Below are 25,210 nucleotides of genomic sequence, written 5' to 3' on the forward strand. Positions count from 1 at the left end.
TTGTGTAGGAGCGAGCGTGCTCGCGATGATCGTTAACGACAACGCGACCATTCTGACAGAACGCGGTGATCTCGGGTTCTTCGCGAGCAAGCTCGCGCCTACAGGACACGGCGCAAAAAAAAGCCCCGCCAAACGGCGGGGCAAACCAAATGAGGAGCGCTTTGACGGATGAGGAAAGAGCGCTTTGGAGCGGTATTACAGGTTGCCTAGAACACGTATTGCACGCGGGCCACGATGGCGTCGCCGCTGTCGTCGCCATTGGCGTTCTGGATCTTGTCAGTGCTGACCTTGAGGTAGTTGGCAGACACCTTCACCGCTTCGTTGGCGTACCAGTTGACACCGATGGTGTTCAGGCTTGCCTTGGCGTCACCCACTTCACGGGTCGCGCTGTTACGCACCACGTTTTTGTCGTCAACGCTGATGTTGTCGTAGCGGTAGAACACTTCCCACGCACCGAACTGCTTGTTCTGCGGCTTGATGGTGTCGAACTTGGCGCCGTCGAGTTTGTAGACCCGGGACTCGCCGGTCAGCGTGTAGGCCACCTGGCCGTAGAAACCCGTGGCCTTCACATCCTGATAAGCGCTGCTGTCGGCCTTCATCTTGCGGTTCAGGTATTCGGCCTGCAGGGACAGCGGACCGCGGGCGAAGGCAAATTCGCCGCCGAACACCGTGTCGGTGTCGTAGGCGTCGTTCGCGGTCAGGTTGCCGGAGTCCAGCCCTACACCGCCGCCGAAGGTCGCACGGTTGCCGTTGGCCCCGGCATCGTTACCGCCGTTGGTGGCAACGCCACGAGCGTCCAGGCGAGGACGGATCCGCGAGTCGAACGAGGTGTCCTTCAGGTCACGCACCGCCACGTCCACACCCAGGTGCAAAACGTTGCCGCTGTCGTGCATCGGCGCAAACACGGCACGGCCGTTGAACTGCTTCACGCCTTTGCCGTCCTTGTCGTTGATGTCCTTGGACGACACGCTGGAGGACAGGTAGGCCATGTCAGCCACCACGGCGCTGACCTGCAGGCCCATGCCGTTCTCGTGGGAGTTGATCCAGTCGGCGACTTCATAACCGAGGTTACGCTCGATGGCGGTCACCCACTTGGAACTGGTGGCTTTTTCCAGGCCGAAGTCCTGGTCGAAACGACCCGCGCGGATCACCACTGGCTTGAAGCCTACGTACGAGAAGGACGCTTCGTCGAAGTAGCCATCATCGGCATTGCCGGAGTTGTGGGAAAAGTCGTAGTTGATCTGGTATTTCCAGTCCTTGTACACCGTGCCGCCCAATTCGAGGTAGGCACGTCGGAAGTATGTGGCGTCAGCCGAGTTGCCATTCTTGGTGTAAAAGCCATCAAACGTGCCGTAATCGGCCTGCAAACGACCACCCAGCTTGAAGCTGAAATTCTGGTCGGTGGTTGCAACCTCAAGGCCGCCCTTGGTTTTGACAACGATATCGGCACCGTCAGTAGTGACAGTACCGGCGAAAGCCTGGGCGGTAACGGCCAGGGCCAAGGCGCTGGCCGCGAAACCGGCGAAGTGCTTGCGGATCATCGAAGAATTCCCCTAATTGATGGTCTTGTGCATTGGTAAAACACGCGGTTTAGAGCCGCTGGTGTTGGGGGGCGATCTTGGCGAGGGGATATTTCAGCTGGGTTGCCGGAACATAAAGATTTTGTTACTCGGGAACTTTTTAATAGCCATTCGAAATAAGCCAGAGCCTACGGAAATCAAGGCTCCAGCCCCGGAAACTGGTGAAAATGGCAGATGATACAAAATGTAAAAACACCCGATAAAAATGAAATATTTTTCATCTTGGTTGTTTTTTGAGCAAAAAAAAGCCCGCATCTTTTATCGATGCGGGCTTCGTTTCAGTGTGAAAAGTGATGGATATTATTGGTCGCGGGAGCGCTCGGCGGCCAGGCGTTCGGCCAACGCATCAACATCGGCGATAGGCGGCTCGGGCAGGATCTTCAGCGTCGCCTGCATCAAGCGCATCTGCCGGATAAAGCGCCGGCAGTTGGGGCAGAACATCAGGTGATGGCGCACCAGCAGGCGCTCGCGAAAGGTCAGTTGCCCATCGAGATAGTCACTGGAACGTGCCACTTGTTCCTTACAGGTCAACATTCGCCGGTTTCCTCAAAATGCTCCACCGTGGCGAAGACTTTAAGCCGTGCTCGATGCAACAGCACACGAACATTGGAGAGCGATAGCGTCAGAAGATTACAAATCTCCTCCAACTCCAGCCCCTGGCGCTCACGCAGCAGCAGTACGCTGCTTTGCAGCTCGGAAAGACTGGCCAGTGTGTGCTCCAGGCATTTACGCAATTCGTCTTCAGTGAGCAGGGCTTCGGGCGTGTCCTGGTGCCAGGCAAACGGCGCGACGGCCCAGTGGCCATCTTCGGGCACAAAGCGATCATCACCGATGGTGCCATGGGGCGCCGGCAAGTCATCGAGCAGTACTTCCCGGCGGTTTTGCTTGTAGCGGCCCTTTGCCGAGTTGGCAGTGATGGTCAGCAGCCAGGTCTTGAGGCTGGAACGCCCCTCGAACTTCGCCAGGTTACGCACCACCGACAGCCAGGCGTCCTGCACCACCTCGTCGGCATGGCGCTGGCCAACGATGGCATAGGCCACGGCGCGCATGGCGCTCTGGTAAGTGGTGACCAACTCCTTGTAGGCCCGCTGCTCACCCTTGAGCAATCGTTCAAGCAGGTGCGCGTCGTCCGCTGCTGCCATTCAAGACCTCGATTTCAAAACATGATCAGCGTTTGCGCAGGATCACGCTACCAATCGAATACCCTGCGCCAAACGAGCTAAGCACAGCCACAGCGCCCTTGGGCAAGTCGTCCTGGTAGGTGTGGAACGCAATCACCGAACCCGCCGAACTGGTGTTGGCGTAAGTATCGAGGATCACCGGCGCCTCTTCCACAGAAGCCTCGCGGCCCAGCAGTTTCTTGACGATCAGGTGATTCATGCTGAGGTTGGCCTGGTGCAGCCAGAAACGCTTCACATCGCCAACATTCAGCTGGTTTTCCGACAGGTGCTTGCCGATCAACTCGGCGACCATCGGGCAGACATCACGGAAGACTTTGCGGCCTTCCTGCACGAACAGCTTGTCCGGGGCACCAATCCCCTCTTCCGCCGCGCGGTTGAGGAAACCGAAGTTATTGCGGATGTTGTTAGAGAACTTGGTCAGCAGCTTGGTGCTCACCACGTCGAACTGATGCTCGGAAGTGGCCAGGTCGGCCCGCTCCAGGATCACGGCGGTGGCCGCATCGCCAAAGATGAAATGGCTGTCGCGGTCGCGGAAATTCAGGTGGCCGGTGCAGATCTCCGGGTTGACCATCAGGATCGCCCGCGCCTGGCCCAGCTGGATGCTGTTGGCGGCGTTCTGGATACCGAAGGTCGCCGAGGAACACGCCACGTTCATGTCAAAGCCAAAACCCTGGATACCCAGCGCTTCCTGGACTTCGATGGCAATCGCCGGGTACGCCCGCTGCAGGTTGGAACAGGCGACGATCACACCGTCGATATCGGCGGCGGTCTTGCCGGCGCGCTGCAAGGCTTGCTCGGCAGCACTGACGGCCATCTGGCAGAGGATCGACCATTCGTCGTTGGAGCGCTCGGGCAGGCGTGGCGCCATGCGCTGCGGGTCGAGAATGCCGGCCTTGTCCATGACAAAGCGGCTCTTGATGCCCGAGGCCTTCTCGATAAAGGCGGCGCTGGATTCGGTCAGGGCCTCCACGTCACCGCGTTCAATGGCGGCGGCGTTATCCAGGTTGAACTGTTGCACGTAAGCATTGAAAGACTGCACCAGCTCTTCGTTGGAGATGCTGTTGGCCGGGGTGTACAGGCCTGTGCCGCTGATGACGACGTTATGCACGGTCGTTCCTCTAAATCTGTTCAGGCAGAAGGGTATTGGTACCGTCGTACCAAACCGTAAGTAGTTTTATGCCGCCCAGCGGCCTTCAAACTGGTAACGCTTTATTCCATCGCGCCACGGCTGCACCAGCCCAACTCGACGATCCCGGCATTTATAACCGCGAAGTTTGCCACAACATCGGACACTTGGCGCCTATCCCGCGCAAACACCTTCCCTGTGGCGAGCGAGCAAGCTCGCTCGCCACAGTTGCTTGCCGCACGTCGGTCACGCTTCGACCAGGCTCCATTGCTTGCTCAGGCGCTTGTCGGAAATCGGTACCTTGGTGCCCAACTGCTGGGCAAACAGCGAAACCCGGTATTCCTCCAGCCACCAGCGATACAGCTCCAGCTGAGGGTCGCGCTTGCCTTCCTGGGCGTGTTTGTTCAGGCGGTTCTGATACTGGCTCCACAAGCCGCCCAACTCGGTACTCCAGACCCGGTCCTTCTGCACTTGGCTTGGCAATTTCTCCAGGCGCAGCTCGATGGCCTTGAGGAAGCGCGGCAGTTCCTTAAACCATTGCGCCGGGGTTTCCCGTACGAAACCGGGGTACACCAGATTGCTCAGTTGCTGCTTGATATCATTCAGCGCCACCGCCTGGGCCAGGTCAATCTTGCCCTTGAAGCGTTTTTGCAGGCCATGCCACAGTTTCAAAATTTCGAGGGTCAGGCGCGCCTGGCGCTCGGCGTGCTCGGTCCAACTGCCACGCTTGCGCTCGGCCAGGGCGGCCAGGCCGGCGCCGTCCCGCGGCAGGCTGGCTTCGCCTTCCAGCACGCAACTGTCGAGGCTGGCCAACAGAATGTCTTCCACCAGGGCTTCGATACGCCCCAGTTCGCGGTACATCAACCCCAACTCGGTCAGGCCCGGCAATTTGCCCCGCAGGAACTTTGCCGGCTCGGCCAGTTGTTGCAGCAGCAGGCGCTGCAAGGCTCGACGGTGCTGGAACTCAGCCTCGGCAGCGGTAGAGAAACGCCCTTCCTTGACCGTGCCGTTTTCTTCGACCAAGGCCGGATACACCGTCATCGACAGCCCGGCGATGTTTTGCTGGGTTTTCTCGGCCACCGCCGCGAACACCTTGGCCTCCACCGGCTGCTGGCTCTTCGCAGTCTGCGGCACCGCCAACGCAGCTTGGCTGGCCTCGGCGAAACGCGCGGTCAACTCGGCCAGGTCGCGGCCTTCACCGAGGAACTTGCCCTGGCCGTCGACCACTTCCAGGTTCATCTTCAGGTGGCTTTCCACCTGCTGCGCAGCCTCGGCCCAGGCTTCATCGCTGACCCGTGCCCCGGTCATGCGCAGCAGCTCGCGCCCCAAGGCCTGAGGCAACGAGCCCTGGCCGAACTCGATACGTTGCAACGCCGCCTTGACGAAATCCGGCACCGGCACGAAGTTCTTGCGCAGGGCCTTGGGCAGGTTGCGCACCAGGGCAATGCACTTGGCCTCGATCACACCCGGCACCAGCCATTCCAGGCGTTCGGGCGGCAAGGCCGGCAACAACGGCGCCGGTACGCGCAGGGTCACACCGTCCCGTGGATGGTTGGGTTCGAAGTGATAACTCAAGGCCAGCGCCAGGTCGCCCAGGTGCAAGGTGTCGGGGTAATGGGCAGCGGTGACTTCGCTGGCCTCGCGGGCCAGTACGTCTTCTTCGCGCATGATCAACAGTTGCGGGTCTTTCTGGCTGTTGACCTTGTACCAACTGTCGAAGGTCGCAGTCTGGTGGATCTCGGCGGGCAGGCGCGCGTCGTAGAAGGCGTACAGGGTTTCTTCGTCCGCCAGGATATCGCGCCGGCGGGCCTTGGCTTCCAGTTCGTCAAGCTGCTCCAGCAATTGCTGGTTGGCCGTCAGGCAGCGGGCCCGGGACTGGATCTCGCCGCGCACCAGGCCTTCGCGGATAAACAGCTCGCGAGACGTCACCGGATCAATCGGCCCGTAATGCACCGGCCGGCGCCCGACGATGATCAACCCGAACAGGGTGATCTGCTCAAACGCCACCACTTGGCCGCGCTTCTTTTCCCAATGGGGTTCGAAGTGGTTTTTCTTGATCAGGTGCCCGGCCAACGGCTCGATCCAGTCGGCGTCGATCTTGGCCACCATCCGCGCGTACAGCTTGGAGGTTTCCACCAGCTCGGCGGTCATCAGCCATTGCGGACGCTTCTTGCCAATACCCGACGACGGGTGAATCCAGAAACGCCGCTGACGCGCGCCGAGGTAATCGCCCTCTTCGGTCTTCTGGCCAATCTGGCTGAGCAGGCCGGACAGCACCGCCTTGTGCAGTTTGGGGAAGTCCGCCGGTTCTTTGTTGACGGTCAACTGCATGTCGCGACAGATCAGGCTCAATTGGCGGTGGGAGTCACGCCATTCCCGCAGGCGCAGATAGTTCAGGAAATTCTTGCGGCACCAATTGCGCAGCGGGCTGGCGGTCAATTCCTGGCGCTGCTCTTCAAAACCACGCCACAGGTTCACCAACCCGGCGAAGTCCGAATCCGCGTCCTTCCATTGTGCGTGAGCCTGGTCGGCGGCTTGCTGGCGCTCCGGCGGACGCTCGCGCGGGTCCTGGATCGACATGGCGCTGGCGACGATCAGCACTTCCTGCAGGCTGCCAAGCTTGGCTGCCTCCAGCAACATGCGGCCCATGCGTGGGTCCACCGGCAGACGCGCCAACTGGCGGCCCATCGGTGTCAGCTGGCTGTTGCGGTCAACGGCGGACAACTCTTGCAGCAGGTTGAAACCGTCGCTGATGGCCTTGCCGTCCGGCGGCTCGATAAACGGGAAATCGGTGATCTCGCCCAGGCGCAGGTGCAGCATCTGCAGGATTACGGCCGCGAGGTTTGTGCGAAGAATCTCGGGATCGGTAAATTCCGGGCGCCCGATAAAATCCTCTTCGCTGTACAAGCGCACGCAGATACCGGGTTCGACCCGCCCGCACCGGCCTTTACGCTGGTTGGCACTGGCCTGGGAAATCGCCTCGATCGGCAGTCGCTGCACCTTGGCCCGGTAGCTGTAGCGGCTGATGCGCGCGGTGCCGCTGTCGATCACATAACGAATGCCTGGCACGGTCAGCGAGGTTTCCGCGACGTTGGTCGCCAGCACCACACGCCGGCCCGGGTGCGACTGGAAAATCCGCTGCTGCTCCGCCGGCGACAGGCGCGCATACAGCGGCAGGATTTCAGTGTGCTTGAGCTGGGCCTTGCGCAGCATGTCGGCGGCATCGCGAATCTCGCGCTCGCCGGGCAGGAACACCAGCACATCGCCGGGGCTCTTGCGCTCGCTGCGCTCGAAGGCGGCGATCTCATCGAGGGTGGCGAGAATCGCCTGGTCGACGGTCAGGTCGTCCTCGACGCGGTTGCCCTCCTCGTCCTGCTCCAGGGTCAGCGGGCGGTACCAGGTCTCCACCGGGAAGGTGCGGCCCGACACCTCGACAATCGGCGCATCGTCGAAGTGCTTGGAAAAGCGCTCCAGGTCGATGGTGGCCGAGGTGATGATGACCTTGAGGTCCGGGCGACGCGGCAGCAGGGTTTTCAGATAACCCAGCAGGAAGTCGATGTTCAGGCTGCGTTCGTGGGCTTCGTCGACGATGATCGTGTCGTAGCGTTCGAGGTAGCGGTCGTTCTGGGTTTCGGCCAGCAGGATACCGTCGGTCATCAGCTTGATCAGGGTGTTGGAATCACTCTGGTCTTCAAACCGCACCTGATAACCCACCAGGGAACCCAGCGGCGTCGCCAACTCTTCCGCGACCCGGCTCGCTACGCTACGCGCCGCAATCCGCCGCGGCTGGGTGTGGCCGATCAGGCCGTATTGGCCGCGGCCGATTTCCAGGCAGATTTTCGGCAACTGGGTGGTTTTACCCGAACCGGTCTCACCGGCAATGATCAGCACCTGATGCTTGAGCAACGCTTCCTTGATCTCGTCACGCTTGGCGGCGATCGGCAGGCTGTCGTCATAGCGAATCACCGGCAGGCTGGCGCGCCGCGCTGTCACCTGGGCGCAGGAGGCCTGCATCCGCGTCACCCACTGCGCAAGTTTTTCCTCATCGGGTTTCTTGCGCAGCTCAAGCAGCTGCCGCCGCAGGCGGTGGCGGTCGGCGAGCATGGCGTGATCGAGGTTTTTCAGCAGTTGGTCGATAGCGGGCGCTTGGTCAGTCATCAGGTACGCAAAGGTCGTCTATGTAGGCAGGGGGCGGATTGTCGCAGAAAAGCGCCGCCGCGCGCTCCCCTCATTCATTGTCCAGGCCCTTGCGCCGGTAAGGAAACACATCGATTACCTTGCCGGCGCGAATCGCCTCTTGCAGGCCTTTCCAGTAGTCGGCGTTGTACAGCTCGCCGTGCAGTTCGTCGAACAGGCGGCGCTGGGCGGAATCAGCAAACAGGAATGGCGGAAACTCCTCGGGAAACACGTCCAGCGGACCGATGGAATACCAGGGCTCGGAGGCCATTTCATCTTCCGGGGTACGCGGCGCCGGAATGTGGCGGAAGTTGGCCTCGGTCAGGAAACAGATTTCGTCATAGTCGTAGAACACCACGCGACCGTGGCGGGTGACGCCAAAATTCTTCAGCAGCATGTCGCCCGGGAAAATATTCGCCGCCGCCAGTTGCTTGATCGCCAGGCCGTAGTCTTCCAGGGCTTCGCGCACCTGGGCTTCGTTGGCGTTTTCCAGGTAGAGGTTGAGCGGGGTCATGCGCCGCTCGGTCCAGCAGTGGCGGATCAGTACCGTATCGCCTTCGACTTCGACGGTACCGGCGGCGACTTCCAGCAGTTCGGCCAGGCATTCAGGCTCGAATTTGCTCAACGGAAAACGGAAGTCGGCGAACTCCTGGGTGTCGGCCATGCGCCCTACCCGGTCGACACTTTTCACCAACCGGTACTTCTCGATCACGGTGGCGCGGTTGACGTTTTTCGACGGTGAAAACCGGTCCTTGATGATCTTGAACACGGTGTTGAAGCCCGGCAGGGTAAACACGCTCATGACCATGCCGCGCACGCCCGGCGCCATGATGAACTGGTCATCGGTGGTGGCAAGGTGGTTGATCAGCGCCCGGTAGAATTCGGATTTGCCGTGTTTGTAGAAGCCGATGGAGGTGTACAACTCGGCGATGTGCTTGCCCGGCAGGATGCGCTTGAGGAAGCCGATAAACTCCGCCGGCACCGGCACGTCCACCATGAAATAGGAGCGGGTGAACGAGAAGATGATCGACACATCGGCCTCGTCGGTGATCAGCGCGTCGATCTGGATGCCGCGCCCTTCGCGGTGCAGCAGCGGGATCACCAGCGGCCACTGTTCGTCGCGGGTGTAGATGCGCCCTACGAGGTACGCGCCTTTGTTGCGGTACAGCACCGAGGAAAACAGTTCGACGTTGAGGTCCGGGTCTTTGCAGACCCAGTCCGGCAGGTTTTCGCGCAATTGCGCCTCCAGGCGGCGCAGGTCGGCGGGCAAGTCGGCGTAGGGTTCGCTGAAACTGTAGTCGGCGAAAATCTGCTCCAGCATGCCCGCCAGCTTGCCGCCCGGCTTGTAGGTGCGGGTTTGCGCCGCCCGGGCGCGGCGCAGGCTGGGCCGGGTGGTATGGATGAACATGCAGCCATCGCTGATCAGGTCATGGCTGAACAGGCCGCAAAACGTCGAGTTGTACCAGGTCTCGGACAGCTCATCGTCAAACCGCAGGTCGATCAGGCTGATGTAGGCACTTTTCACCAGCGGCCAGGCGGCAATGTCGAGCAACACGGCTTCATCGAAAGCCGCCCGCAGCCGCGCCGTGACTTCGCTGACCTTCTCTTCGTAAAGATTGATGCGCGCAGCCGATGCCGCCTGCCCTTGCTGCCACTGCGCCTTTTCAAAGCGCTCCCGGGCGCCGTCGGTGATCTGGCGGAAGTGCTCGCGGTAGTCGTCGAAGCCGTCGAGGATCATCTGCGCAATGTCGAGGGCGGGCGTTGGCTGCGGCATTCGGGAAACCTCTGCGGGCATTTGGAGTGAGCTGAGCTTAGCCAGTGTGCGGGAACAGGAGAAGGATCATTTTTCATTCAGACTTGTACAAGATTGTTCATTTCGTACATTTATTTACTCTTTATTTAATTCGACTAACTGGTCAACAAAAAACCCGCGCGTCACCCACCCCGCATTAAACGTTTCATCTACAGGCCTTGTGTGACGTGGCCTGCCTGTGCGAGCCGGGGTAAATAAGAGTCTTTGCTCTACTGCTCCGGTACTGGTGGCTTCTCGACCATTGGATCCAACGTAAGGGAAACCCTGACTACCCTAGCTAGTGGCACTTTGCTATATAGCGCGCCCTCTCCCACCTAACAAGGTCAGAAGACCGATCCGGGAACAGGTTCTAACCGCCAAAGGAGCATTGAGATGTCATTGAGGAATATGGGGATCGGCCTGCGCGCCAGTCTGAGCTTTGCGGTACTGGCCGGCTTGCTGATAGTGGTGGGTCTGTTTGGCTTGGGGCAAATGGCCAAGCTGCGGGAAAGCGCCACCGTGATTGAGGATTCCTGGATGCCGAGCATCGAGACGGTCCACGACAGCGCGGCCTTTATCGCCAGCATCCGCCTGGAAGCACTGCGCCTGTTGACCACCGACGAATCCAGGGTGCGCGACAACAGCAAGAGCCTGATCAGCAAGGAACAGGCAGACCTGCAGGAAAGCTTCAAGCAATACGAAACACTGGTGGTCAACGAGCAGGACGCCGAGATGCTCAACCAGCTGAAAAGTACCGTATCGACGTACATGAGCATCATGGGCCAGATGATTCAGCTGGTGGACCAGGATCAACAGCAGCAGGCCATGGACCTGCTCAACAGCCGCCTCGCGCCCCAGGGCCTGGTGCTCAACAAGAGCCTGGAAGACCTGATCACCTTCAACCAGAAAGGCGTCCAGGCCGCCGCTGAATCGGCGGCGCAGATGTACTACAGCGCCCAATGGATCGTAGGCCTGATCATCATCACCGCCCTGCTGGCCACTTTGTTGCTGGCCTGGCTGCTGACCCGCAGCATCACCGCGCCCATTGGCCAGGCACTGACAGTGGCCCGCACCATCGCCTCCGGCGACCTGAGCCGGCCGATCGTCGTAGAGGGCAAGGATGAGCCGGCGCAACTGCTCACCGCGCTGGCCACCATGCAGGCCAACCTGCAGGAAACCATCCGTGGCATCAGCGAATCGTCGCAGCAGTTGGCCTCGGCGGCGGAAGAGATGAGTTCGGTAATGGAGCAGAGCACCCGCGGCCTGCAAGCGCAGAACGACGAGATCGAACAGGCTGCCACCGCCGTGACGCAGATGAGCGCGGCAGTCGATGAAGTGGCGGGCAATGCGGTTTCCAGCGCCGAAGCCTCCAAGGCCTCCGACGAAGACAGCAAGCACGGTCACTACCAGATCAGCGAAACCATCAGCTCGATCCAGAACCTGGTGGACGAAGTCCTCGGTGCCTCGACCAAGGCCGAGGGCCTGGCGGCGCAGGCCCAGGACATCAGCAAGGTGCTTGAAGTGATTCGCGGGATTGCCGGGCAAACCAACCTGCTGGCACTCAACGCAGCGATTGAGGCGGCACGCGCGGGCGAGGCCGGTCGTGGTTTTGCCGTGGTGGCTGACGAAGTGCGCTCCCTGGCACAACGCACCCAGGACTCCACCGAAGAAATCGAGCAGATGATCAACGGTATCCAGCAAGGTACCCAGGACACCGTCGGCGCCCTGAACAGCAGCGCCGAACACGCCGGCCAGACCTTGCAGCGGGCCAACAGCGCCGGCAGTGCACTGGAGAAAATCACGGCGGCAATCTCACAGATCAGCCAGCGCAACCTGGTGATCGCCAGCGCCGCCGAGCAGCAAGCGTTGGTGGCCCGTGAGGTGGACCGCAGCCTGGTGAACATCCGGGACCTGTCGACGCAAACCGCCGCCGGTGCCACCCAGACCTCGGCGGCCAGCCAGGAACTGTCGCGGCTGGCGGTGGACCTCAATGGCTTGGTGACGCGTTTCGTGCTGTAAAACATGTATTAGCGATTGTGTCAGACAGGTCGGTGGGCAACACTTCCGCCCTTATCAAACTGGAGTTCCTCCGTGAGACCTGTCGACACCCTGCACCTGTTGGTGCTGGCCGCTATCTGGGGCGCGAGTTTTTTGTTCATGCGAATTATCGCGCCGGAAATCGGCACCCTTCCTACCGCGTTTTTCCGGGTGTCGATTGCCGCCACCGGCCTGCTGGTGATCCTCGCCATGATGCGGGTGAGTTGGGATTTCCAGGGCAAGTTCAAGACGGTCCTGTTGCTCGGGGTGATCAACTCGGGCATTCCCGCAACCATGTATTCAGTGGCGGCCCAAGTGCTGCCGGCCGGTTACTCGGCGATCTTCAATGCCACGACGCCACTGATGGGCGTGCTGATTGGCGGGTTGTTTTTCAGTGAGCGCCTCACGCCGTCGAAAATCGCCGGGGTATGCCTGGGCCTGTTCGGCGTTGGCATCCTGACCCGCGCCGGGCCGGTGGCCTTCGACATGGAATTGCTGATGGGTGCGCTGGCATGCCTGTTGGCGACCACCTGCTATGGCTTTGCCGGCTTTTTGGCACGCCGCTGGCTCGATCAACAGGGCGGGCTGGACAGTCGCCTGGCGGCCCTGGGCAGCATGCTCGGGGCCACGCTGTTCCTGTTGCCACTGTTTGCCTGGAGTGCCATCAGCCATCCACCGGTCAGCTGGGGTGGCTGGCCTGTGTGGTTGTCGCTGCTGGGGTTGGGGCTGGTATGCACGGCGTTTGCCTACATCCTGTACTTCCGCTTGCTGACGTCCATCGGCCCGGTGAAGTCGATGACCGTGACCTTCATGATTCCGCCATTCGGGGTGTTGTGGGGCGCGTTGCTGCTGGATGAGCCGTTGTCCATGGCGCATCTGTATGGCGGGTTATTGATTGCGGGGGCGTTGTGGCTGGTGCTTCGGCCGGGGAAATTGGCCCGCAAGCTGTAGGAGCTTTTTGGCTCCTACAGCGTTGGTTTTATCAGCTCTTACGGAACACAAAAGCCAATCCGACGATGATCAAGCCCATCCCCAGCAAGCTCAACATTGCCAGCTTGTTGCCGAAGATCAGGTAGTCCATCACCGCCGTCACCGCGGGCACCAGGTAGAACAAGCTGGTGACATTCACCAGGTTGCCCCGGGCAATCAGCCGGTACAGCAACAGCGTCGCCAGCAATGACACCACCAGCCCCATCCACAGCACCGGCACGAAAAAGCCGGTCTTGTGTTCAAAGTGGAACGGCTGGAACGGCACAAACACCGAGCACAACAGCAAGCCGGCCAGGTATTGCACAGGCAGCGTGCCCAACGGGTTATCGGTGATGCGCTTCTGCATGATCGAACCAAAGGTCATGCTGGCCAGGGCCAACAGGCCAAAAAGCATGCCTGCCAGGGACATGCCGGACATCCCGATGCCCTGGTACACCACCATGATCAACCCCGCCAATCCCAGCGCGAGGCCGAACATCCGGCTCCAGGAGCGCCGGCGCTCCATCAACACCACGGTCAGGATCGGCTGCACGCCCATGATGGTTGCCATCATGCCGGGCGTGACTTTGAGGTCCAGGGCCAGCAGATAGAAAATCTGGTAGGCCCCCAACAGCACCAGCCCGGTAGCCGCCGCGTAAAGCATCGGCCTGCCGGGACGCGGCAACTTCAGCTTGAGGATCGGTACCAGTATCACCAACCCCGCCAGGGCGATGGCGAAACGGATCAGCAGAAACGCAAAGGGTGAAGCGTGGGCCAGGCCCCATTTGGAGAAAATCGCCCCGCTGCTCCACAGCAAGACAAACAGGCTCGTCGAGGCCGCCGCGGCCACGGATTGTTTCGAAAGAACAGACATGGATACCACCTGTGATCAGGCAAAAAGCCAACTCAGCAACAGCTGAAATTCAGTAGGTTTTTTCAGGCGGGCACAGGGGAACAGCCATCAGCTGATCAGCCCGAAATGCCAACACCCGGCGGTGATACGACTGCGTACACCGGCGTGCTACTGACAGGTGGGGGGTAGTGACTGATCTGCGCAGGCTGCTGGCTCCCGCACGGCACGACCGCAGCGTTGACCGCTGAATCGACTACCGCTATGCGCAGGGAAGCTGGCATGTGCTGATCTTTTATGAAGGGATGAACAAGGTGTCTGGAAACACCTGCGGCCGACTATAACCAGCTGGGGACATGCTTTGCAATAACTTCGCCCGCACAAATCCAGCGCATAAAAAAACCGCTCATCGGAGCGGTTTTTTCGTGCCTGCAAAAGTCTTAACCAAACAACCAATACCCCAGCGCCGTCAGCACCACCACCGCCAGCACTGGCCGCAGGATGCGATAAGCCTTCGGATGCTTGCGCTTCCACTGCTTGACCACGCCACTGAAGCTGTCGCTGAAGCGCTTGCTCCAGGCATACGCCTGGTTGATCCCGCCAACGCGTTCGTCATCCAGGTTCTGCGGTGCGGTGGCGCGCCCCAGTTGCGCGCTGACCCAACGGTTGATGCGGGTCATCAGGCGGTTGCTCAGCGGGCGTTCGATGTCGCAGAACAGGATCACCCGGGTGTGCTCGGTTTCGTTCTTCACCCAGTGCACGTAGGTCTCGTCGAACATTACATCTTCACCGTCGCGCCAGGCGTACACCTGGCCGTCGACGAAAATACGGCAGTCGTCGGAGTTCGGCGTGGACAGCCCCAGGTGATAACGCAGGGAACCGGCAAACGGGTCGCGATGCGGGTTGAGGTGGCTGCCACCCGGCAACAGGGCGAACATCGCGCCCTTGACGTTGGGAATGCTGCTGACCAGGGCCACGGTTCTCGGGCACAGCAGTTCAGCCGACGGCAACGGTTTGTCGTACCACTTGAGGTAGAAACGCTTCCAGCCCTTCTTGAAGAACGAGCCGAAACCGGCGTCGTTGTTCTTCTCCGCGGCGCGGATGTAGCCCTCGTCGAACAGGTGCATGGCCTCTTCGCGAATCACTTCCCAGTTGTCCTTGAGCACGTCCAGCTCCGGGAACTTGCTGCGGTCCAGGTACGGCTTGGACGGCACGGCGGAGAAGATGTACATCAAGGCGTTGTACGGGGCGAACAGCGCTGAATGGTTGACGAACTGACGCAACATCGGCAAACGGGCCTTGCCACGCAAATGCACATACAGCGTGCTGCCGATAAACAGCAGCAACACCGACAGTTTGGCGGCCAAAGAAAAGGTCATGCAGCAACTCCTGGAAATAGGCGTCTGGCCATTAGCCTCCCGTTAAGGGGAAACCAGACGTAGCAGCCGGCCATGATAAACACTCCGGGCCTCGGGAAAAACCCGCGCACTCCAACAATCAGCATCTAGCGGTGCGCGATAACGGGCCAATTATGCATAAGGGCCACACCATCGCGCTGATTTGAATCAAGCCTGGTTTTCCTGATCGGTGAACAAATCGGCGAACAGCATGCTCGACAGGTAGCGTTCACCGGAGTCCGGCAGCACCACGACGATGGTCTTGCCCTGCATTTCCGGCTTCTGCGCCAGGCGCACCGCCACGGCCATCGCCGCGCCGCAGGAGATACCACACAGAATCCCCTCCTCCTGCATCAGGCGCAACGCCATGGCCTTGGATTCTTCGTCGCTGACCAGTTCGACCCGGTCGACCATCGACAGGTCGAGGTTCTTCGGCACAAAACCGGCGCCGATACCCTGGATCTTGTGGGGGCTGGGCTTGATCTCTTCACCGGCCAGCGCCTGGGTAATCACCGGCGAACTGATCGGCTCCACCGCCACCGACAGGATCGGCTTGCCCTGGATGTTCTTGATATAGCGCGACACCCCGGTGATGGTGCCGCCAGTGCCCACGCCCGCTACCAGCACGTCCACCGCGCCATCAGTGTCATTCCAGATTTCCGGACCGGTGGTTTTCTCGTGGATCGCCGGGTTGGCCGGGTTTTCGAACTGGGCCGGCATAAAGTACCTGGCCGGGTCGCTGGCAAGGATTTCGCCGGCTTTTTCAATCGCGCCCTTCATGCCCTTGGCCGGCTCGGTCAACACCAGTTCGGCGCCGAGGGCCTTGAGCACCTTGCGGCGCTCGATACTCATGGAGGCGGGCATGGTCAGCAACAGCTTGTAACCACGGGCGGCAGCAACAAATGCCAGGCCGATCCCGGTGTTGCCGGAAGTCGGCTCGACAATAGTCATGCCCGGCTTGAGTTTGCCGCTGCCTTCGGCATCCCAGATCATGTTTGCGCCAATCCGGCACTTCACCGAATACCCCGGGTTACGCCCTTCGATCTTGGCCAGGATAGTCACGCCACGCGGCGCGATACGGTTGATCTGAACCAGGGGCGTGTTACCGATGGAGTGCGCGTTGTCTGCAAAAATGCGGCTCATGACGGGTCCTTAAGGCAATTTCAGGAAGGCCCCAAGGGTATGCCTCGTGTTGCAAGGCGTCCAGTCAAGCGAACGTCCGGCGGCGCCAGCAGTCAATCGCCTACACGGATGGAGAATTTTCCTATGAAACGTCGCTACAGTTGGCCGCTCTGGACCCTCGTCGGGGTCGTGGTACTGCTGGTCGTCCTGGATATCGCCCTGCCCTATCTGGTGCGCAATTACCTGAATGACAAACTCGCCGACATGGGCGATTACCGCGGCCAGGTCACCGATGTCGACCTCGCACTGTGGCGCGGCGCCTATCGGATCAACGGCCTGCAGATCGTCAAGGTCGACGGCAAGGTGCCGGTACCGTTCGTCAAGGCGCCGGTGATCGACCTGTCAGTGAGCTGGCATTCGCTGTGGTACGACCACGCAGTGGTGGCCGAGGCACAGTTCATCAAGCCGGAGCTGAACTTCGTCGACGGCGGCACCAACAAGCAGGCGTCCCAGACCGGTCAGGGCACCGACTGGCGGGCCCAACTGAGCAAACTGTTGCCGATCACCCTCAATGAGGTACGCATCAACGACGGCAAGATCGCGTTCCATAACTTCAGTTCGAAACCGCCGGTCAATATGTACGCGACCCAGGTCAACGCCAGCTTCTACAACCTGACCAACGTGGTGGATGTCAAAGGCCAGCGCGACGCGCGCTTCGACGGCAAGGCGCTGTTCCTGGGCCAGGCACCGCTGGAAGCCACCGCCACGTTCGACCCCTTGAGCAATTTCGAAAACTTCGAATTCCGCTTCCGGGCCCGGGATATCGAACTCAAGCGCATGAATGACTTCGCCTCGGCCTACGGCAAGTTCGACTTCAATGCCGGCAACGGCGACCTGGTGGTTGAAGCCCAGGCCGAAAAAGGCCAGTTGACCGGCTACATCAAGCCTTTGCTGCGCAATGTCGAAGTGTTCAACTGGCAGCAGGATGTCGAGAACAAGGACAAGGGCATCTTTCGGTCGATCTGGGAGGCGGTGGTTGGCGTCAGCGAAACCGTGCTGAAGAACCAGCAGAAAAACCAGTTCGCCACCCGCGTGGAGCTGAGCGGCAACGTGCACCAGCAAGATATCAGCGCGTTCCAGGCGTTTTTGCAGATTTTGCGCAATGGTTTTGTCCAGGCCTTCAACGCCCGCTATGAACAACCCAAGCCCTCGACAGATTGATCTTCAACGTGACTGCCCATTCAGAGACTGAATAGCCCGTCTGCGTTCACAGTCGCCGGGGCTGCGCGGTATAGTCGGGCCAAGCTGATTACTCGCCCGCTTCGGTCCTGCACCGTTCGGCGTCACGTTCGAGGATTGATAGATGAAGTTCGAAGGCACCCAGGCCTACGTTGCCACCGATGACCTGAAACTGGCCGTCAACGCCGCCATCACCTTGGAGCGGCCACTGCTGGTCAAGGGCGAACCGGGCACCGGCAAGACCATGCTCGCCGAGCAACTGGCCGAATCCTTTGACGCCAAGCTGATCACCTGGCACATCAAGTCCACCACCAAGGCGCACCAGGGCCTGTACGAGTACGACGCGGTGAGCCGCCTGCGGGACTCGCAGCTGGGCGTGGACAAGGTGCACGACGTACGCAACTACCTGAAAAAGGGCAAGCTCTGGGAAGCCTTCGAGTCCGAGGAGCGGGTCATCCTGCTGATCGACGAAATCGACAAGGCCGACATCGAGTTCCCCAACGACCTGCTGCAAGAACTCGACAAGATGGAGTTCTACGTCTACGAAATCGACGAGACCATCAAGGCCAAGAAGCGCCCGATCATCATCATTACCTCCAACAACGAAAAAGAGCTGCCGGACGCGTTCCTGCGCCGCTGCTTCTTCCACTACATCGCCTTCCCGGACCGCACCACCCTGCAAAAGATCGTCGACGTACACTACCCGGACATCAAGAAAGACCTGGTCAGCGAAGCCCTCGACGTATTCTTTGACGTGCGCAAAGTACCGGGCCTGAAGAAAAAACCGTCCACCTCCGAACTGGTGGACTGGCTGAAACTGCTGATGGCCGACAACATCGGCGAAGCGGTGCTGCGCGAGCGCGACCCCACCAAGGCCATCCCGCCCCTGGCCGGTGCCCTGGTGAAGAACGAGCAGGACGTGCAGTTGCTGGAACGCCTGGCGTTCATGAGCCGTCGCGGTAACCGATAAGGGCGATTGCCATGCTGCTCAACCTGTTCAATGAAATGCGTGCAGCCAAGGTGCCCGTGTCGGTGCGTGAGCTGCTGGACCTGATCAACGCGCTGAAACAGCGCGTGACCTTCGCCGACATGGACGAGTTCTACTACCTGGCCCGGGCGATCCTGGTGAAGGACGAACGGCATTTCGACAAGTTCGACCGGGCCTTCGGCGCCTACTTCAACGGCCTGGAAAAACTCGACGATCACCTGCAGGCACTGATCCCCGAAGACTGGCTGCGCAAGGAATTCGAACGCTCGCTGACCGACGAGGAACGCGCACAGATCCAGTCCCTCGGCGGGCTGGACAAGCTGATCGAAGAATTCAAGAAACGTCTGGAAGAACAGAAAGAACGCCACGCCGGCGGCAACAAGTGGATCGGCACCGGCGGTACCAGCCCCTTCGGCTCCGGCGGCTTCAACCCCGAAGGCATACGCGTGGGGGATGCCGGCAAGCGCCAGGGCAAGGCGGTCAAGGTCTGGGACCAGCGCGAGTACAAGAACCTCGATGATTCGGTGGAACTGGGCACGCGCAACATCAAGATCGCCCTGCGCCGCCTGCGCAAGTTCGCACGCCAGGGTGCGGCGGAAGAGCTCGACATTGACGGCACCATCGACCATACGGCCCGCGATGCCGGGCTGCTGAATATCCAGATGCGCCCGGAGCGGCGCAACACCATCAAGCTGTTGCTGCTGTTCGACATCGGCGGCTCGATGGATGCCCATGTGAAGACTTGCGAAGAGTTGTTCTCGGCGTGCAAGACCGAGTTCAAGCACCTGGAGTATTTCTACTTCCACAACTTCATTTATGAATCGGTGTGGAAGAACAACATGCGCCGGGGCTCGGAACGCACCTCGACCCAGGATTTGCTGCACAAGTACGGCGCCGACTACAAAGTGATCTTTATCGGCGATGCGGCCATGGCGCCGTATGAAATCACCCAGGCCGGCGGCAGCGTCGAGCACTGGAATGAAGAGCCCGGGTATGTGTGGATGCAGCGGTTCATGGAGAAGTACAAGAAGCTGATCTGGATTAATCCGTACCCGAAAGATACCTGGGGCTATACGGCGTCCACCGGGATAGTCCGGGACTTGATCGAGGACCAGATGTTTCCGTTGACGTTGCGTGGGCTTGAGGAAGGGATGCGCTTTTTGTCGAAGTAATCTGTTTCCCAGACAACCACCATCAAATGTGGGAGCGGGCTTGCTCGCGAAGGCGGTGTATCAGCCAATATATTCGGAGACTGACACTGCGCTTTCGCGAGCAAGCCCGCTCCCACATTTTGTCCTGCGGCGGTCTTCAGTTTCTGGCAAGGTGCTGCAAATACTCCACCTGCTGCCGATGCGCCGTCTCCTGCATGACCGGCGCCAACCTCACCTTCTCCCCCGGCAAACACTGCGCCAGCCGTGCCAGCGCCAATGGCGTCAACGCCCCCAGTCGCGGATAACCGCCAATGGTCTGCCGGTCATTGAGCAACACAATCGGCTGCCCGTCCGGCGGCACCTGGATCGCGCCCAGCGGGATGCCTTCCGAGATCAGCGACGGTCCCTGATATTCCAGCGGCGTGCCCAGCAGGCGCATGCCCATGCGGTCGGCGCGGCTGTCGAGGGTCCATTCGCTGTTGAATACATCAAACAGACTCTGCCCGCCGAACTGGCCGATCTGCGCCCCGAGGATCACCTCAAGTGGCGCCTTGGAATCCAGCTTCGGCAATTGCCCGGCGGACAACACCTGCATCGCACCGCCCACGCCCGAATAGGTCAATTGCGCACCCTCGGCCAGTGACCGGCCAAAGCCATCCAGCCCGCCCAGTTCTTCACGTCCCACCGTGGCGCAGCTGCCCAGCACCTGCGGCGCATCAAACCCGCCCGGCGCTGCCAGGTAAGCCCGCGCACCGCTGAAAGGCTGGGTAAAACGCAAGCGCTGGCCTTTTTGCAGAATAAAGGTGCGCCCCGGGCTGATCGCGCGCTCATCGACATAAGCGCCCAGGTCTGCCCCGGCCAATGCCAGCAGGCAGTAATCCTCGGCTTGCACGGTGAAGCCACCCAAGGTGATTTCCACCACGGGGGCATCCAGGGCATTGCCCAGCAACCAATTGGCCCACGACATCGACACCCAATCCAGCGCGCCGCCCTGGGTCACGCCTAAGTGCCTTACGCCAAAACGTCCAGCGTCCTGCAGCAAGCACAGCGGGGTGCTGGCTTCGATCAACAAGCGGCTCATGCCTGGGCCTCCAACGGTGTGTCATCGCCACCCAGGTTGATGAATTCGCTATGGCTAACCGCTTCGTAACGCACGGTGTCCCCCGGCTGCATCAGGCTGTAGCCGTCGCGTTCGCGATCAAACAACTTGGCCGGTGTGCGGCCGATCAGGTTCCAGCCACCCGGCGATACCACCGGATAGGCCGCCGTCTGCCGCTCGGCGATGCCCACGCTGCCCGCCGCCACCCGCTTGCGCGGGGTGTTGAGCCGCGGTGTCGCGAGCTGTTCATCCACCAGCCCCATAAAGGCAAACCCCGGGGCGAAGCCCAAGGCGAATACCTGGTACTCATGCTGGCTGTGACGGCGAATCACCTCCTCCACTGCCAGGCCACTGCGCTGCGCCAGCAACGCCAACTCCGGGCCGACACTCAGGTCATACCAGACCGGCAACACATGGCATCGCCCGCTGCCCTTGGGTTCGGGCTGCAATTCCTTGAGCGCCTGGTCGATCAACGCCCGTGCCTGGCCAGGGTCCAGCGCCAGCAGGTCGTAATGCACCATCAGGGTCGTGTAGGACGGCACCAGGTCCACCAGCGCCGGGCCAAAACCTTCGCGCAAACGGCGGGTGGCGGCGAGCATCCAGGGCATGTTGTCTTCGGCGATCACCTCAAACAGGCGCACCATCAGGCAGTCGATGGCCACCACTTCAATCCGTGGCTTCATGCTGGGGTCAACGCCTCGCGGATGCGCTGCACGGCAGCCACTGAGCTGGCGTTATCGCCATGCACGCACAAGGTATTGGCTTGCAGGTGCAACGGACTGCCATCACTGGCGACCAACTGTTCTCCCCGGGCGATGATCAAGGCCTGCTGGATGATCTTTTCCGGATCGTGGTGCACCGCGCCCGGCAACTGGCGGGAGACCAGATGGCCGGCACTGTCGTAGGCACGATCGGCAAAGGCTTCGAACCACAGGGTCACGCCATATTCGTCACCCAGGGCCTGGGCGGCGCTGTTGTCGCGGGTGGCCATCAGCATCAATGGCAGGCTGGCGTCGTAGGCCGCCACGGCCTGGATCACCGCTCGCAATTGCGCAGGCTTGGCCATCATGTCGTTGTACATCGCGCCATGGGGTTTGACGTAGCTGACCCGTCCGCCCTGGGCCCGGCAAATACCGTCGAGGGCGCCGACCTGGTAGTGCAACAGGTCCTGGATTTCCTGCGGGGTGTAGGCCATGGATCGGCGGCCGAAACCCTGCAGGTCCTGGTACGCCGGGTGCGCGCCCACCTGCACGCCATGCTCGAAGGCCAGGCTGACGGTCTTGCGCATGATGCTCGGGTCGCCGGCGTGGAAACCGCAGGCTACGTTGGCGCAATCAATGAACGGCATGACTTCGGCGTCCAGACCCAAGGTCCAGTTGCCAAAGCTTTCGCCGATGTCGCAGTTCAATAGCAGGCGGCTCACGGTAGGGCTCCTGTAGGCTTTATTTTTTTGTAGTGTGGGATCTTTTACCAAGATCTCGCAACGATGTTGTCCCGAGCCCCAACGACGCTTATCGTGAGACAGCTCGATTTTTGGCGGTTGCGGCACGCTGCGTCCAACTAATAAAAAACAATCCATGCATAAGAAAAGTTGATCCCATGAATCTGAAGTTCCTCGAAACCTTCGTCTGGGTGGCCAAGCTCAAGAGCTTTCGCCTCACGGCAGAGAAGCTGTTCACTACCCAGGCCTCGATCTCCAGCCGCATCGCCGTGCTGGAAAGCGAGTTGGGGGTGAAGCTGTTCCTGCGCGATTCCCGAGGTGTGAGCCTGACGCCGGAAGGCTTGAAGGTGCTCGATTATGCCGAGCAGATGATGGCGACCATGCAAGGGCTCAAGCAGTCCCTGGAAACCACCAGCAGCAAGGTCGGGCGTATCCGCATCGGAGTGATGGACACGGTGATCCACACCTGGCTGAGCGCGCTGGTGGCAGAACTGACGGACAACTTTCCGCGGGTAGAAATCGAGTTGGTCGCCGATACCGCGCTGAACCTCAGCGATCAGTTGCAAAAAGGCTTTCTCGACCTGATCCTGCAAACCGACCTGCTGCGCCAGGAAACCTTGCGCAGCCTGGAACTGGCCAGCCACCCCATGGGCTGGATCGTCGCCAGCCACTCGATCTACAACCGCGACTACGCGTCCCTCGCCGAACTGGCCCAGGAGCGCATCATCACCTACTCGAAAAACTCCTGTCCGCACCAGGACGTGCTCAGCCTGATGCAGGCTAACGGCGTATCCGCCCCACGGATGAACTGTGTGAACTCGGTGTCAGCGATCACCCGCCTGCTGCGGGACGGGTTCGGGATTGGTGCGTTCCCGCCCGTATTGGTCAGTGAAGAGCTGGCACGAGGTGAATTGACCATGCTGCCCATGGAACAACGGCCGCCGAACCTGCAGGTGGTGGTGTCGTGGCGAGTGGGCGTGGAGTTGGTGGAGGAGATTGTGGCGCTGTGCCAGAGCGTGGTGCAGCAGTATGCGCAGAAGGTGGGCGAGGACTTGATGGTGTTGAGCAAACCCATGCCACTGAAGGAACCGATTTAAAACTGTGGGAGCGGGCAAGCCCGCTCCCACAATTTGACCGCGTCAGCCTTTAAAGCCCCTTGAGGTCCCGCTCTTCAATTGGTCGGCTCTGGCGCAGGCGCTTGCCGCCCAACACCACCCAGTCGATCAGGCGGAACAGGCACTCGATGCCGAACGACAACAACATCGCCCCGCCCAGGCCCCAGCCCATGGCTTCCGGGGTCAGCAACAGCATGTAGCTGTAGCCGTTCCAGGTTTCCTGGCGAATCGCCGGGTCGGCGGCCACCGCCACTTGCAGCGCGCGGATGTACCACGGGCCCTGCATCGCCTGGAACTGCTTATCCAGCGCTACCTGGCGGTCGAGCAAGGTGCCCAGGCTATTGGCATCGCTGCGAAACACCGGATCGTCACTGGCACGGTAATGGGCCACCAGCGCCTGCAAGTCACCGTTGAAGAACTGTTGCGCCGTGGCATCGAAGCCGCGCAAGCCGGTCTGGGCTTCGATCAAGTGGGCTTCGACGCGCTTGGCGTAGTCGCTGATAAACCCCGGCACCTGCACACCGACCAACAGACCCACGGCAAACAACACCAGTCGCAAATAGCTGAGCAACATATTCGACGTCCTTATTCCGTTTTACCTTGGCTGACACATTCGCCGCGTCGCCACAGGCTCCACTGGCCCGGTTCGTAGCGGGTCCAGGTCTCGTTTTCGGTCAGGGGTTCAGTGGCAATCACCGTCACCACGTCATTGGGGGTGGTTTCGGCCTGAAAATCGACGATCACGTCGACATCTTTCAACCGTGCAGGGCCAAATGGCGCACGCCGGGTGATCTGTGCCAGTTTGGTCGAGCAATAGCAGAACAGCCAGTCACCGTCGCTGAGCAGGCAGTTGAACACGCCCTTGCTGCGGTATTCGCTGCAGGCGGCGATCAGGTCCGGCAGCACCTGTTCGATGTCCACCGGTTCCGGGAACGCTTCACGGACTCGGTTGAGCAAATCGCAGAACGCCGCTTCGCTGTCGGTATCGCCCACCGGGCGGTAGAACGTGGCGCGGGGGTTGAAGTCCGCCAGTTGACCGTTATGCGCAAAGCACCAGTTGCGGCCCCACAGTTCACGGACGAACGGATGGGTATTGGACAGGCACACCTTGCCCACATTGGCCTGGCGGATATGGCCAATCACCACTTCACTCTTGATGGGATAACGCTGCACCAGCAGCGCGACTTCCGATTCGCTGCTGGCCGCCGGGTCCTGGAACAACCGCAGGCCACGGCCCTCGTAGAAGGCGATGCCCCAACCGTCGCGGTGGGGCCCGGTACGTCCGCCGCGCTGCATCAGCCCGGTGAAGCTGAAGACGATATCGGTCGGTACGTTGGCACTCATGCCCAATAATTCACACATGCCAGGCTTCTCGATACAGGGCGTACAACGTTAAAGGCGCGGTTCGACCCGCATACCGCTGACAGGTGCCGGGCGACCGTAACGCTCATCGGCGAAGGGTTCGTCGTCATCCTCCGGCTCGGCGGCAGCGGCTGCCGCAGCGGCGGCCTTCTGCTCACGACGAACCCTGGCGGCACGCTCGATGGGCCAGCGGATCAGCACGAACACCAGGTACACGCCGAACGCGATCATGCAATACATGAACAGATCGGAAATCGCCCGCCAGGCGTTGTTGCCGACCTTGAGCACCAGGTCCAGGGCGGTGATGGCCACGGCCGGGGCGAACTGGGTCTTCACCGGGTCGACGATGGTCGGGCTGAACAGCAGCACCGCCACCAGCAACCGCAGCGGCTCGCGCAGCCAGCGCCACATCCAGCGGGTCATGGCAAACCACACCAACAGGCAACCCAGGGCTGCGAAGGCGTAGAGGCCCCAAGCGATCAGATAGTCGTTCTCGGTCATGGTGTCCATGGCAAGGTAGGCAAACAGGCCGCTATGATAACGGCTTTTCAGTGCCGAGGCTGCAATGCCGTCGGCCAACCGCCA

General features: G+C 60.7%; 22 protein-coding genes. 7 read left to right on the forward strand and 15 right to left on the reverse strand.

Annotated elements, in window-relative coordinates:
• The first annotated feature begins 16 nt into the window (after window positions 1-16).
• The gene (locus HX811_RS32000) at window positions 17-172 is read left to right on the forward strand and encodes a hypothetical protein (RefSeq protein ID WP_157222855.1); all 156 of its coding nucleotides are present in this window, start codon (window positions 17-19) and stop codon (window positions 170-172) included.
• Window positions 173-206: 34 nt separating this feature from the next.
• Here HX811_RS32000 and HX811_RS13440 read toward each other — a convergent pair whose 3' ends face one another.
• The 6 genes from HX811_RS13440 to aceK all read right to left on the reverse strand — a co-directional run bounded on the left by HX811_RS13440 (window position 207) and on the right by aceK (window position 9,837).
• On the reverse strand, window positions 207-1,541 hold the full coding sequence (locus tag HX811_RS13440) for an OprO/OprP family phosphate-selective porin (RefSeq protein ID WP_003210703.1): 1,335 nt from the start codon (window positions 1,539-1,541) through the stop codon (window positions 207-209).
• Window positions 1,542-1,880: 339 nt separating this feature from the next.
• Window positions 1,881-2,114: an anti-sigma factor gene (locus HX811_RS13445; RefSeq protein WP_003210701.1), complete on the reverse strand. Its 234-nt coding sequence runs from the start codon at window positions 2,112-2,114 to the stop codon at window positions 1,881-1,883.
• Window positions 2,108-2,722, reverse strand: coding sequence for an RNA polymerase sigma factor (locus tag HX811_RS13450; RefSeq protein ID WP_003210700.1), 615 nt, complete (start codon window positions 2,720-2,722; stop codon window positions 2,108-2,110). Before HX811_RS13450 ends, HX811_RS13445 begins: the two co-directional genes overlap by 7 nt.
• 25 nt (window positions 2,723-2,747) lie before the next feature.
• Window positions 2,748-3,869, reverse strand: a complete 1,122-nt coding sequence (locus tag HX811_RS13455) for a beta-ketoacyl-ACP synthase III (protein ID WP_003210699.1) — start codon at window positions 3,867-3,869, stop codon at window positions 2,748-2,750.
• 264 nt (window positions 3,870-4,133) lie between these two features.
• Window positions 4,134-8,045, reverse strand: a complete 3,912-nt coding sequence (hrpA, locus tag HX811_RS13460) for an ATP-dependent RNA helicase HrpA (RefSeq protein ID WP_177046195.1) — start codon at window positions 8,043-8,045, stop codon at window positions 4,134-4,136.
• 70 nt (window positions 8,046-8,115) lie between these two features.
• Window positions 8,116-9,837, reverse strand: a complete 1,722-nt coding sequence (aceK, locus tag HX811_RS13465; RefSeq protein WP_008437985.1) for a bifunctional isocitrate dehydrogenase kinase/phosphatase — start codon at window positions 9,835-9,837, stop codon at window positions 8,116-8,118.
• Window positions 9,838-10,263: 426 nt separating this feature from the next.
• Here aceK and HX811_RS13470 point away from each other — a divergent pair, with 426 nt between their 5' ends.
• The gene (locus tag HX811_RS13470; RefSeq protein WP_371132428.1) at window positions 10,264-11,874 is read left to right on the forward strand and encodes a methyl-accepting chemotaxis protein; all 1,611 of its coding nucleotides are present in this window, start codon (window positions 10,264-10,266) and stop codon (window positions 11,872-11,874) included.
• A 72-nt stretch (window positions 11,875-11,946) separates the two neighbouring features.
• Entirely contained in the window at window positions 11,947-12,843 is an 897-nt protein-coding gene (locus HX811_RS13475) for a DMT family transporter (RefSeq protein WP_003210695.1), read from the forward strand.
• 31 nt (window positions 12,844-12,874) lie between these two features.
• Here HX811_RS13475 and HX811_RS13480 read toward each other — a convergent pair whose 3' ends face one another.
• From HX811_RS13480 to cysK, 3 genes are all read right to left on the reverse strand, one after another.
• Window positions 12,875-13,735 (reverse strand): DMT family transporter, encoded by an 861-nt coding sequence (locus tag HX811_RS13480; protein ID WP_177046198.1) that lies wholly within the window; start codon window positions 13,733-13,735, stop codon window positions 12,875-12,877.
• Between the two features lie 416 nt (window positions 13,736-14,151).
• A complete protein-coding gene (locus HX811_RS13485; protein WP_177046199.1) occupies window positions 14,152-15,090 on the reverse strand; it encodes an aspartyl/asparaginyl beta-hydroxylase domain-containing protein in 939 nt (312 codons plus the stop codon).
• 186 nt (window positions 15,091-15,276) lie between these two features.
• Window positions 15,277-16,251, reverse strand: a complete 975-nt coding sequence (gene cysK / locus HX811_RS13490; protein ID WP_008437962.1) for a cysteine synthase A — start codon at window positions 16,249-16,251, stop codon at window positions 15,277-15,279.
• 123 nt (window positions 16,252-16,374) lie between these two features.
• Between cysK and HX811_RS13495 the strand changes: the two genes are divergently transcribed.
• From HX811_RS13495 to HX811_RS13505, 3 genes are all read left to right on the forward strand, one after another.
• Window positions 16,375-17,451, forward strand: a complete 1,077-nt coding sequence (locus tag HX811_RS13495) for a DUF748 domain-containing protein (RefSeq protein ID WP_008437961.1) — start codon at window positions 16,375-16,377, stop codon at window positions 17,449-17,451.
• Window positions 17,452-17,593: 142 nt separating this feature from the next.
• Entirely contained in the window at window positions 17,594-18,439 is an 846-nt protein-coding gene (locus HX811_RS13500; protein ID WP_177046200.1) for a MoxR family ATPase, read from the forward strand.
• Window positions 18,440-18,450: 11 nt separating this feature from the next.
• The gene (locus tag HX811_RS13505) at window positions 18,451-19,629 is read left to right on the forward strand and encodes a VWA domain-containing protein (RefSeq protein ID WP_003210689.1); all 1,179 of its coding nucleotides are present in this window, start codon (window positions 18,451-18,453) and stop codon (window positions 19,627-19,629) included.
• 136 nt (window positions 19,630-19,765) lie between these two features.
• Here HX811_RS13505 and HX811_RS13510 read toward each other — a convergent pair whose 3' ends face one another.
• From HX811_RS13510 to HX811_RS13520, 3 genes are read right to left on the reverse strand one after another with little or no spacing between them, the layout of a single operon-like run.
• Window positions 19,766-20,689, reverse strand: coding sequence for a biotin-dependent carboxyltransferase family protein (locus HX811_RS13510; protein ID WP_177046201.1), 924 nt, complete (start codon window positions 20,687-20,689; stop codon window positions 19,766-19,768).
• Window positions 20,686-21,390: a 5-oxoprolinase subunit PxpB gene (gene pxpB, locus HX811_RS13515; protein WP_177046202.1), complete on the reverse strand. Its 705-nt coding sequence runs from the start codon at window positions 21,388-21,390 to the stop codon at window positions 20,686-20,688. Before pxpB ends, HX811_RS13510 begins: the two co-directional genes overlap by 4 nt.
• The gene (locus tag HX811_RS13520; protein WP_087692567.1) at window positions 21,387-22,130 is read right to left on the reverse strand and encodes a 5-oxoprolinase subunit PxpA; all 744 of its coding nucleotides are present in this window, start codon (window positions 22,128-22,130) and stop codon (window positions 21,387-21,389) included. Before HX811_RS13520 ends, pxpB begins: the two co-directional genes overlap by 4 nt.
• Before the next feature lie 176 nt (window positions 22,131-22,306).
• On the opposite strand from HX811_RS13520, the gene HX811_RS13525 reads away from it, so the two are divergent.
• On the forward strand, window positions 22,307-23,245 hold the full coding sequence (locus HX811_RS13525) for a LysR family transcriptional regulator (RefSeq protein WP_008437943.1): 939 nt from the start codon (window positions 22,307-22,309) through the stop codon (window positions 23,243-23,245).
• Between the two features lie 49 nt (window positions 23,246-23,294).
• On the opposite strand, the gene HX811_RS13530 is transcribed toward HX811_RS13525, so the two are convergent.
• Genes HX811_RS13530 through HX811_RS13540 form a run of 3 tightly spaced genes read right to left on the reverse strand, consistent with a single transcriptional unit; the run spans window position 23,295 to window position 25,204 of the window.
• A complete protein-coding gene (locus HX811_RS13530; RefSeq protein ID WP_003210684.1) occupies window positions 23,295-23,837 on the reverse strand; it encodes a DUF2937 family protein in 543 nt (180 codons plus the stop codon).
• An 11-nt stretch (window positions 23,838-23,848) separates the two neighbouring features.
• Complete coding sequence (locus HX811_RS13535) at window positions 23,849-24,625, reverse strand: class II glutamine amidotransferase (protein WP_003210683.1); 777 nt, start codon at window positions 24,623-24,625, stop codon at window positions 23,849-23,851.
• Between the two features lie 30 nt (window positions 24,626-24,655).
• Window positions 24,656-25,204 (reverse strand): hypothetical protein, encoded by a 549-nt coding sequence (locus tag HX811_RS13540; protein WP_003210682.1) that lies wholly within the window; start codon window positions 25,202-25,204, stop codon window positions 24,656-24,658.
• Window positions 25,205-25,210 lie beyond the last annotated feature (6 nt).

Source organism: Pseudomonas sp. F8002 (genome assembly GCF_013385495.1).
GTDB lineage: Bacteria > Pseudomonadota > Gammaproteobacteria > Pseudomonadales > Pseudomonadaceae > Aquipseudomonas.

Coding starts and splice junctions, on each gene's coding strand:
- HX811_RS13440 (WP_003210703.1), bottom strand. CDS start 1,541: ATGATCCGCAAGCACTTCGCCGGTTTCGCGGCCAGCGCCTTGGCCCTG.
- HX811_RS13445 (WP_003210701.1), bottom strand. CDS start 2,114: ATGTTGACCTGTAAGGAACAAGTGGCACGTTCCAGTGACTATCTCGAT.
- HX811_RS13450 (WP_003210700.1), bottom strand. CDS start 2,722: ATGGCAGCAGCGGACGACGCGCACCTGCTTGAACGATTGCTCAAGGGT.
- hrpA (WP_177046195.1), bottom strand. CDS start 8,045: ATGACTGACCAAGCGCCCGCTATCGACCAACTGCTGAAAAACCTCGAT.
- aceK (WP_008437985.1), bottom strand. CDS start 9,837: ATGCCGCAGCCAACGCCCGCCCTCGACATTGCGCAGATGATCCTCGAC.
- HX811_RS13470 (WP_371132428.1), top strand. CDS start 10,264: ATGGGGATCGGCCTGCGCGCCAGTCTGAGCTTTGCGGTACTGGCCGGC.
- HX811_RS13480 (WP_177046198.1), bottom strand. CDS start 13,735: ATGTCTGTTCTTTCGAAACAATCCGTGGCCGCGGCGGCCTCGACGAGC.
- HX811_RS13485 (WP_177046199.1), bottom strand. CDS start 15,090: ATGACCTTTTCTTTGGCCGCCAAACTGTCGGTGTTGCTGCTGTTTATC.
- cysK (WP_008437962.1), bottom strand. CDS start 16,251: ATGAGCCGCATTTTTGCAGACAACGCGCACTCCATCGGTAACACGCCC.
- HX811_RS13495 (WP_008437961.1), top strand. CDS start 16,375: ATGAAACGTCGCTACAGTTGGCCGCTCTGGACCCTCGTCGGGGTCGTG.
- HX811_RS13500 (WP_177046200.1), top strand. CDS start 17,594: ATGAAGTTCGAAGGCACCCAGGCCTACGTTGCCACCGATGACCTGAAA.
- HX811_RS13505 (WP_003210689.1), top strand. CDS start 18,451: ATGCTGCTCAACCTGTTCAATGAAATGCGTGCAGCCAAGGTGCCCGTG.
- HX811_RS13510 (WP_177046201.1), bottom strand. CDS start 20,689: ATGAGCCGCTTGTTGATCGAAGCCAGCACCCCGCTGTGCTTGCTGCAG.
- pxpB (WP_177046202.1), bottom strand. CDS start 21,390: ATGAAGCCACGGATTGAAGTGGTGGCCATCGACTGCCTGATGGTGCGC.
- HX811_RS13525 (WP_008437943.1), top strand. CDS start 22,307: ATGAATCTGAAGTTCCTCGAAACCTTCGTCTGGGTGGCCAAGCTCAAG.
- HX811_RS13530 (WP_003210684.1), bottom strand. CDS start 23,837: ATGTTGCTCAGCTATTTGCGACTGGTGTTGTTTGCCGTGGGTCTGTTG.
- HX811_RS13535 (WP_003210683.1), bottom strand. CDS start 24,625: ATGTGTGAATTATTGGGCATGAGTGCCAACGTACCGACCGATATCGTC.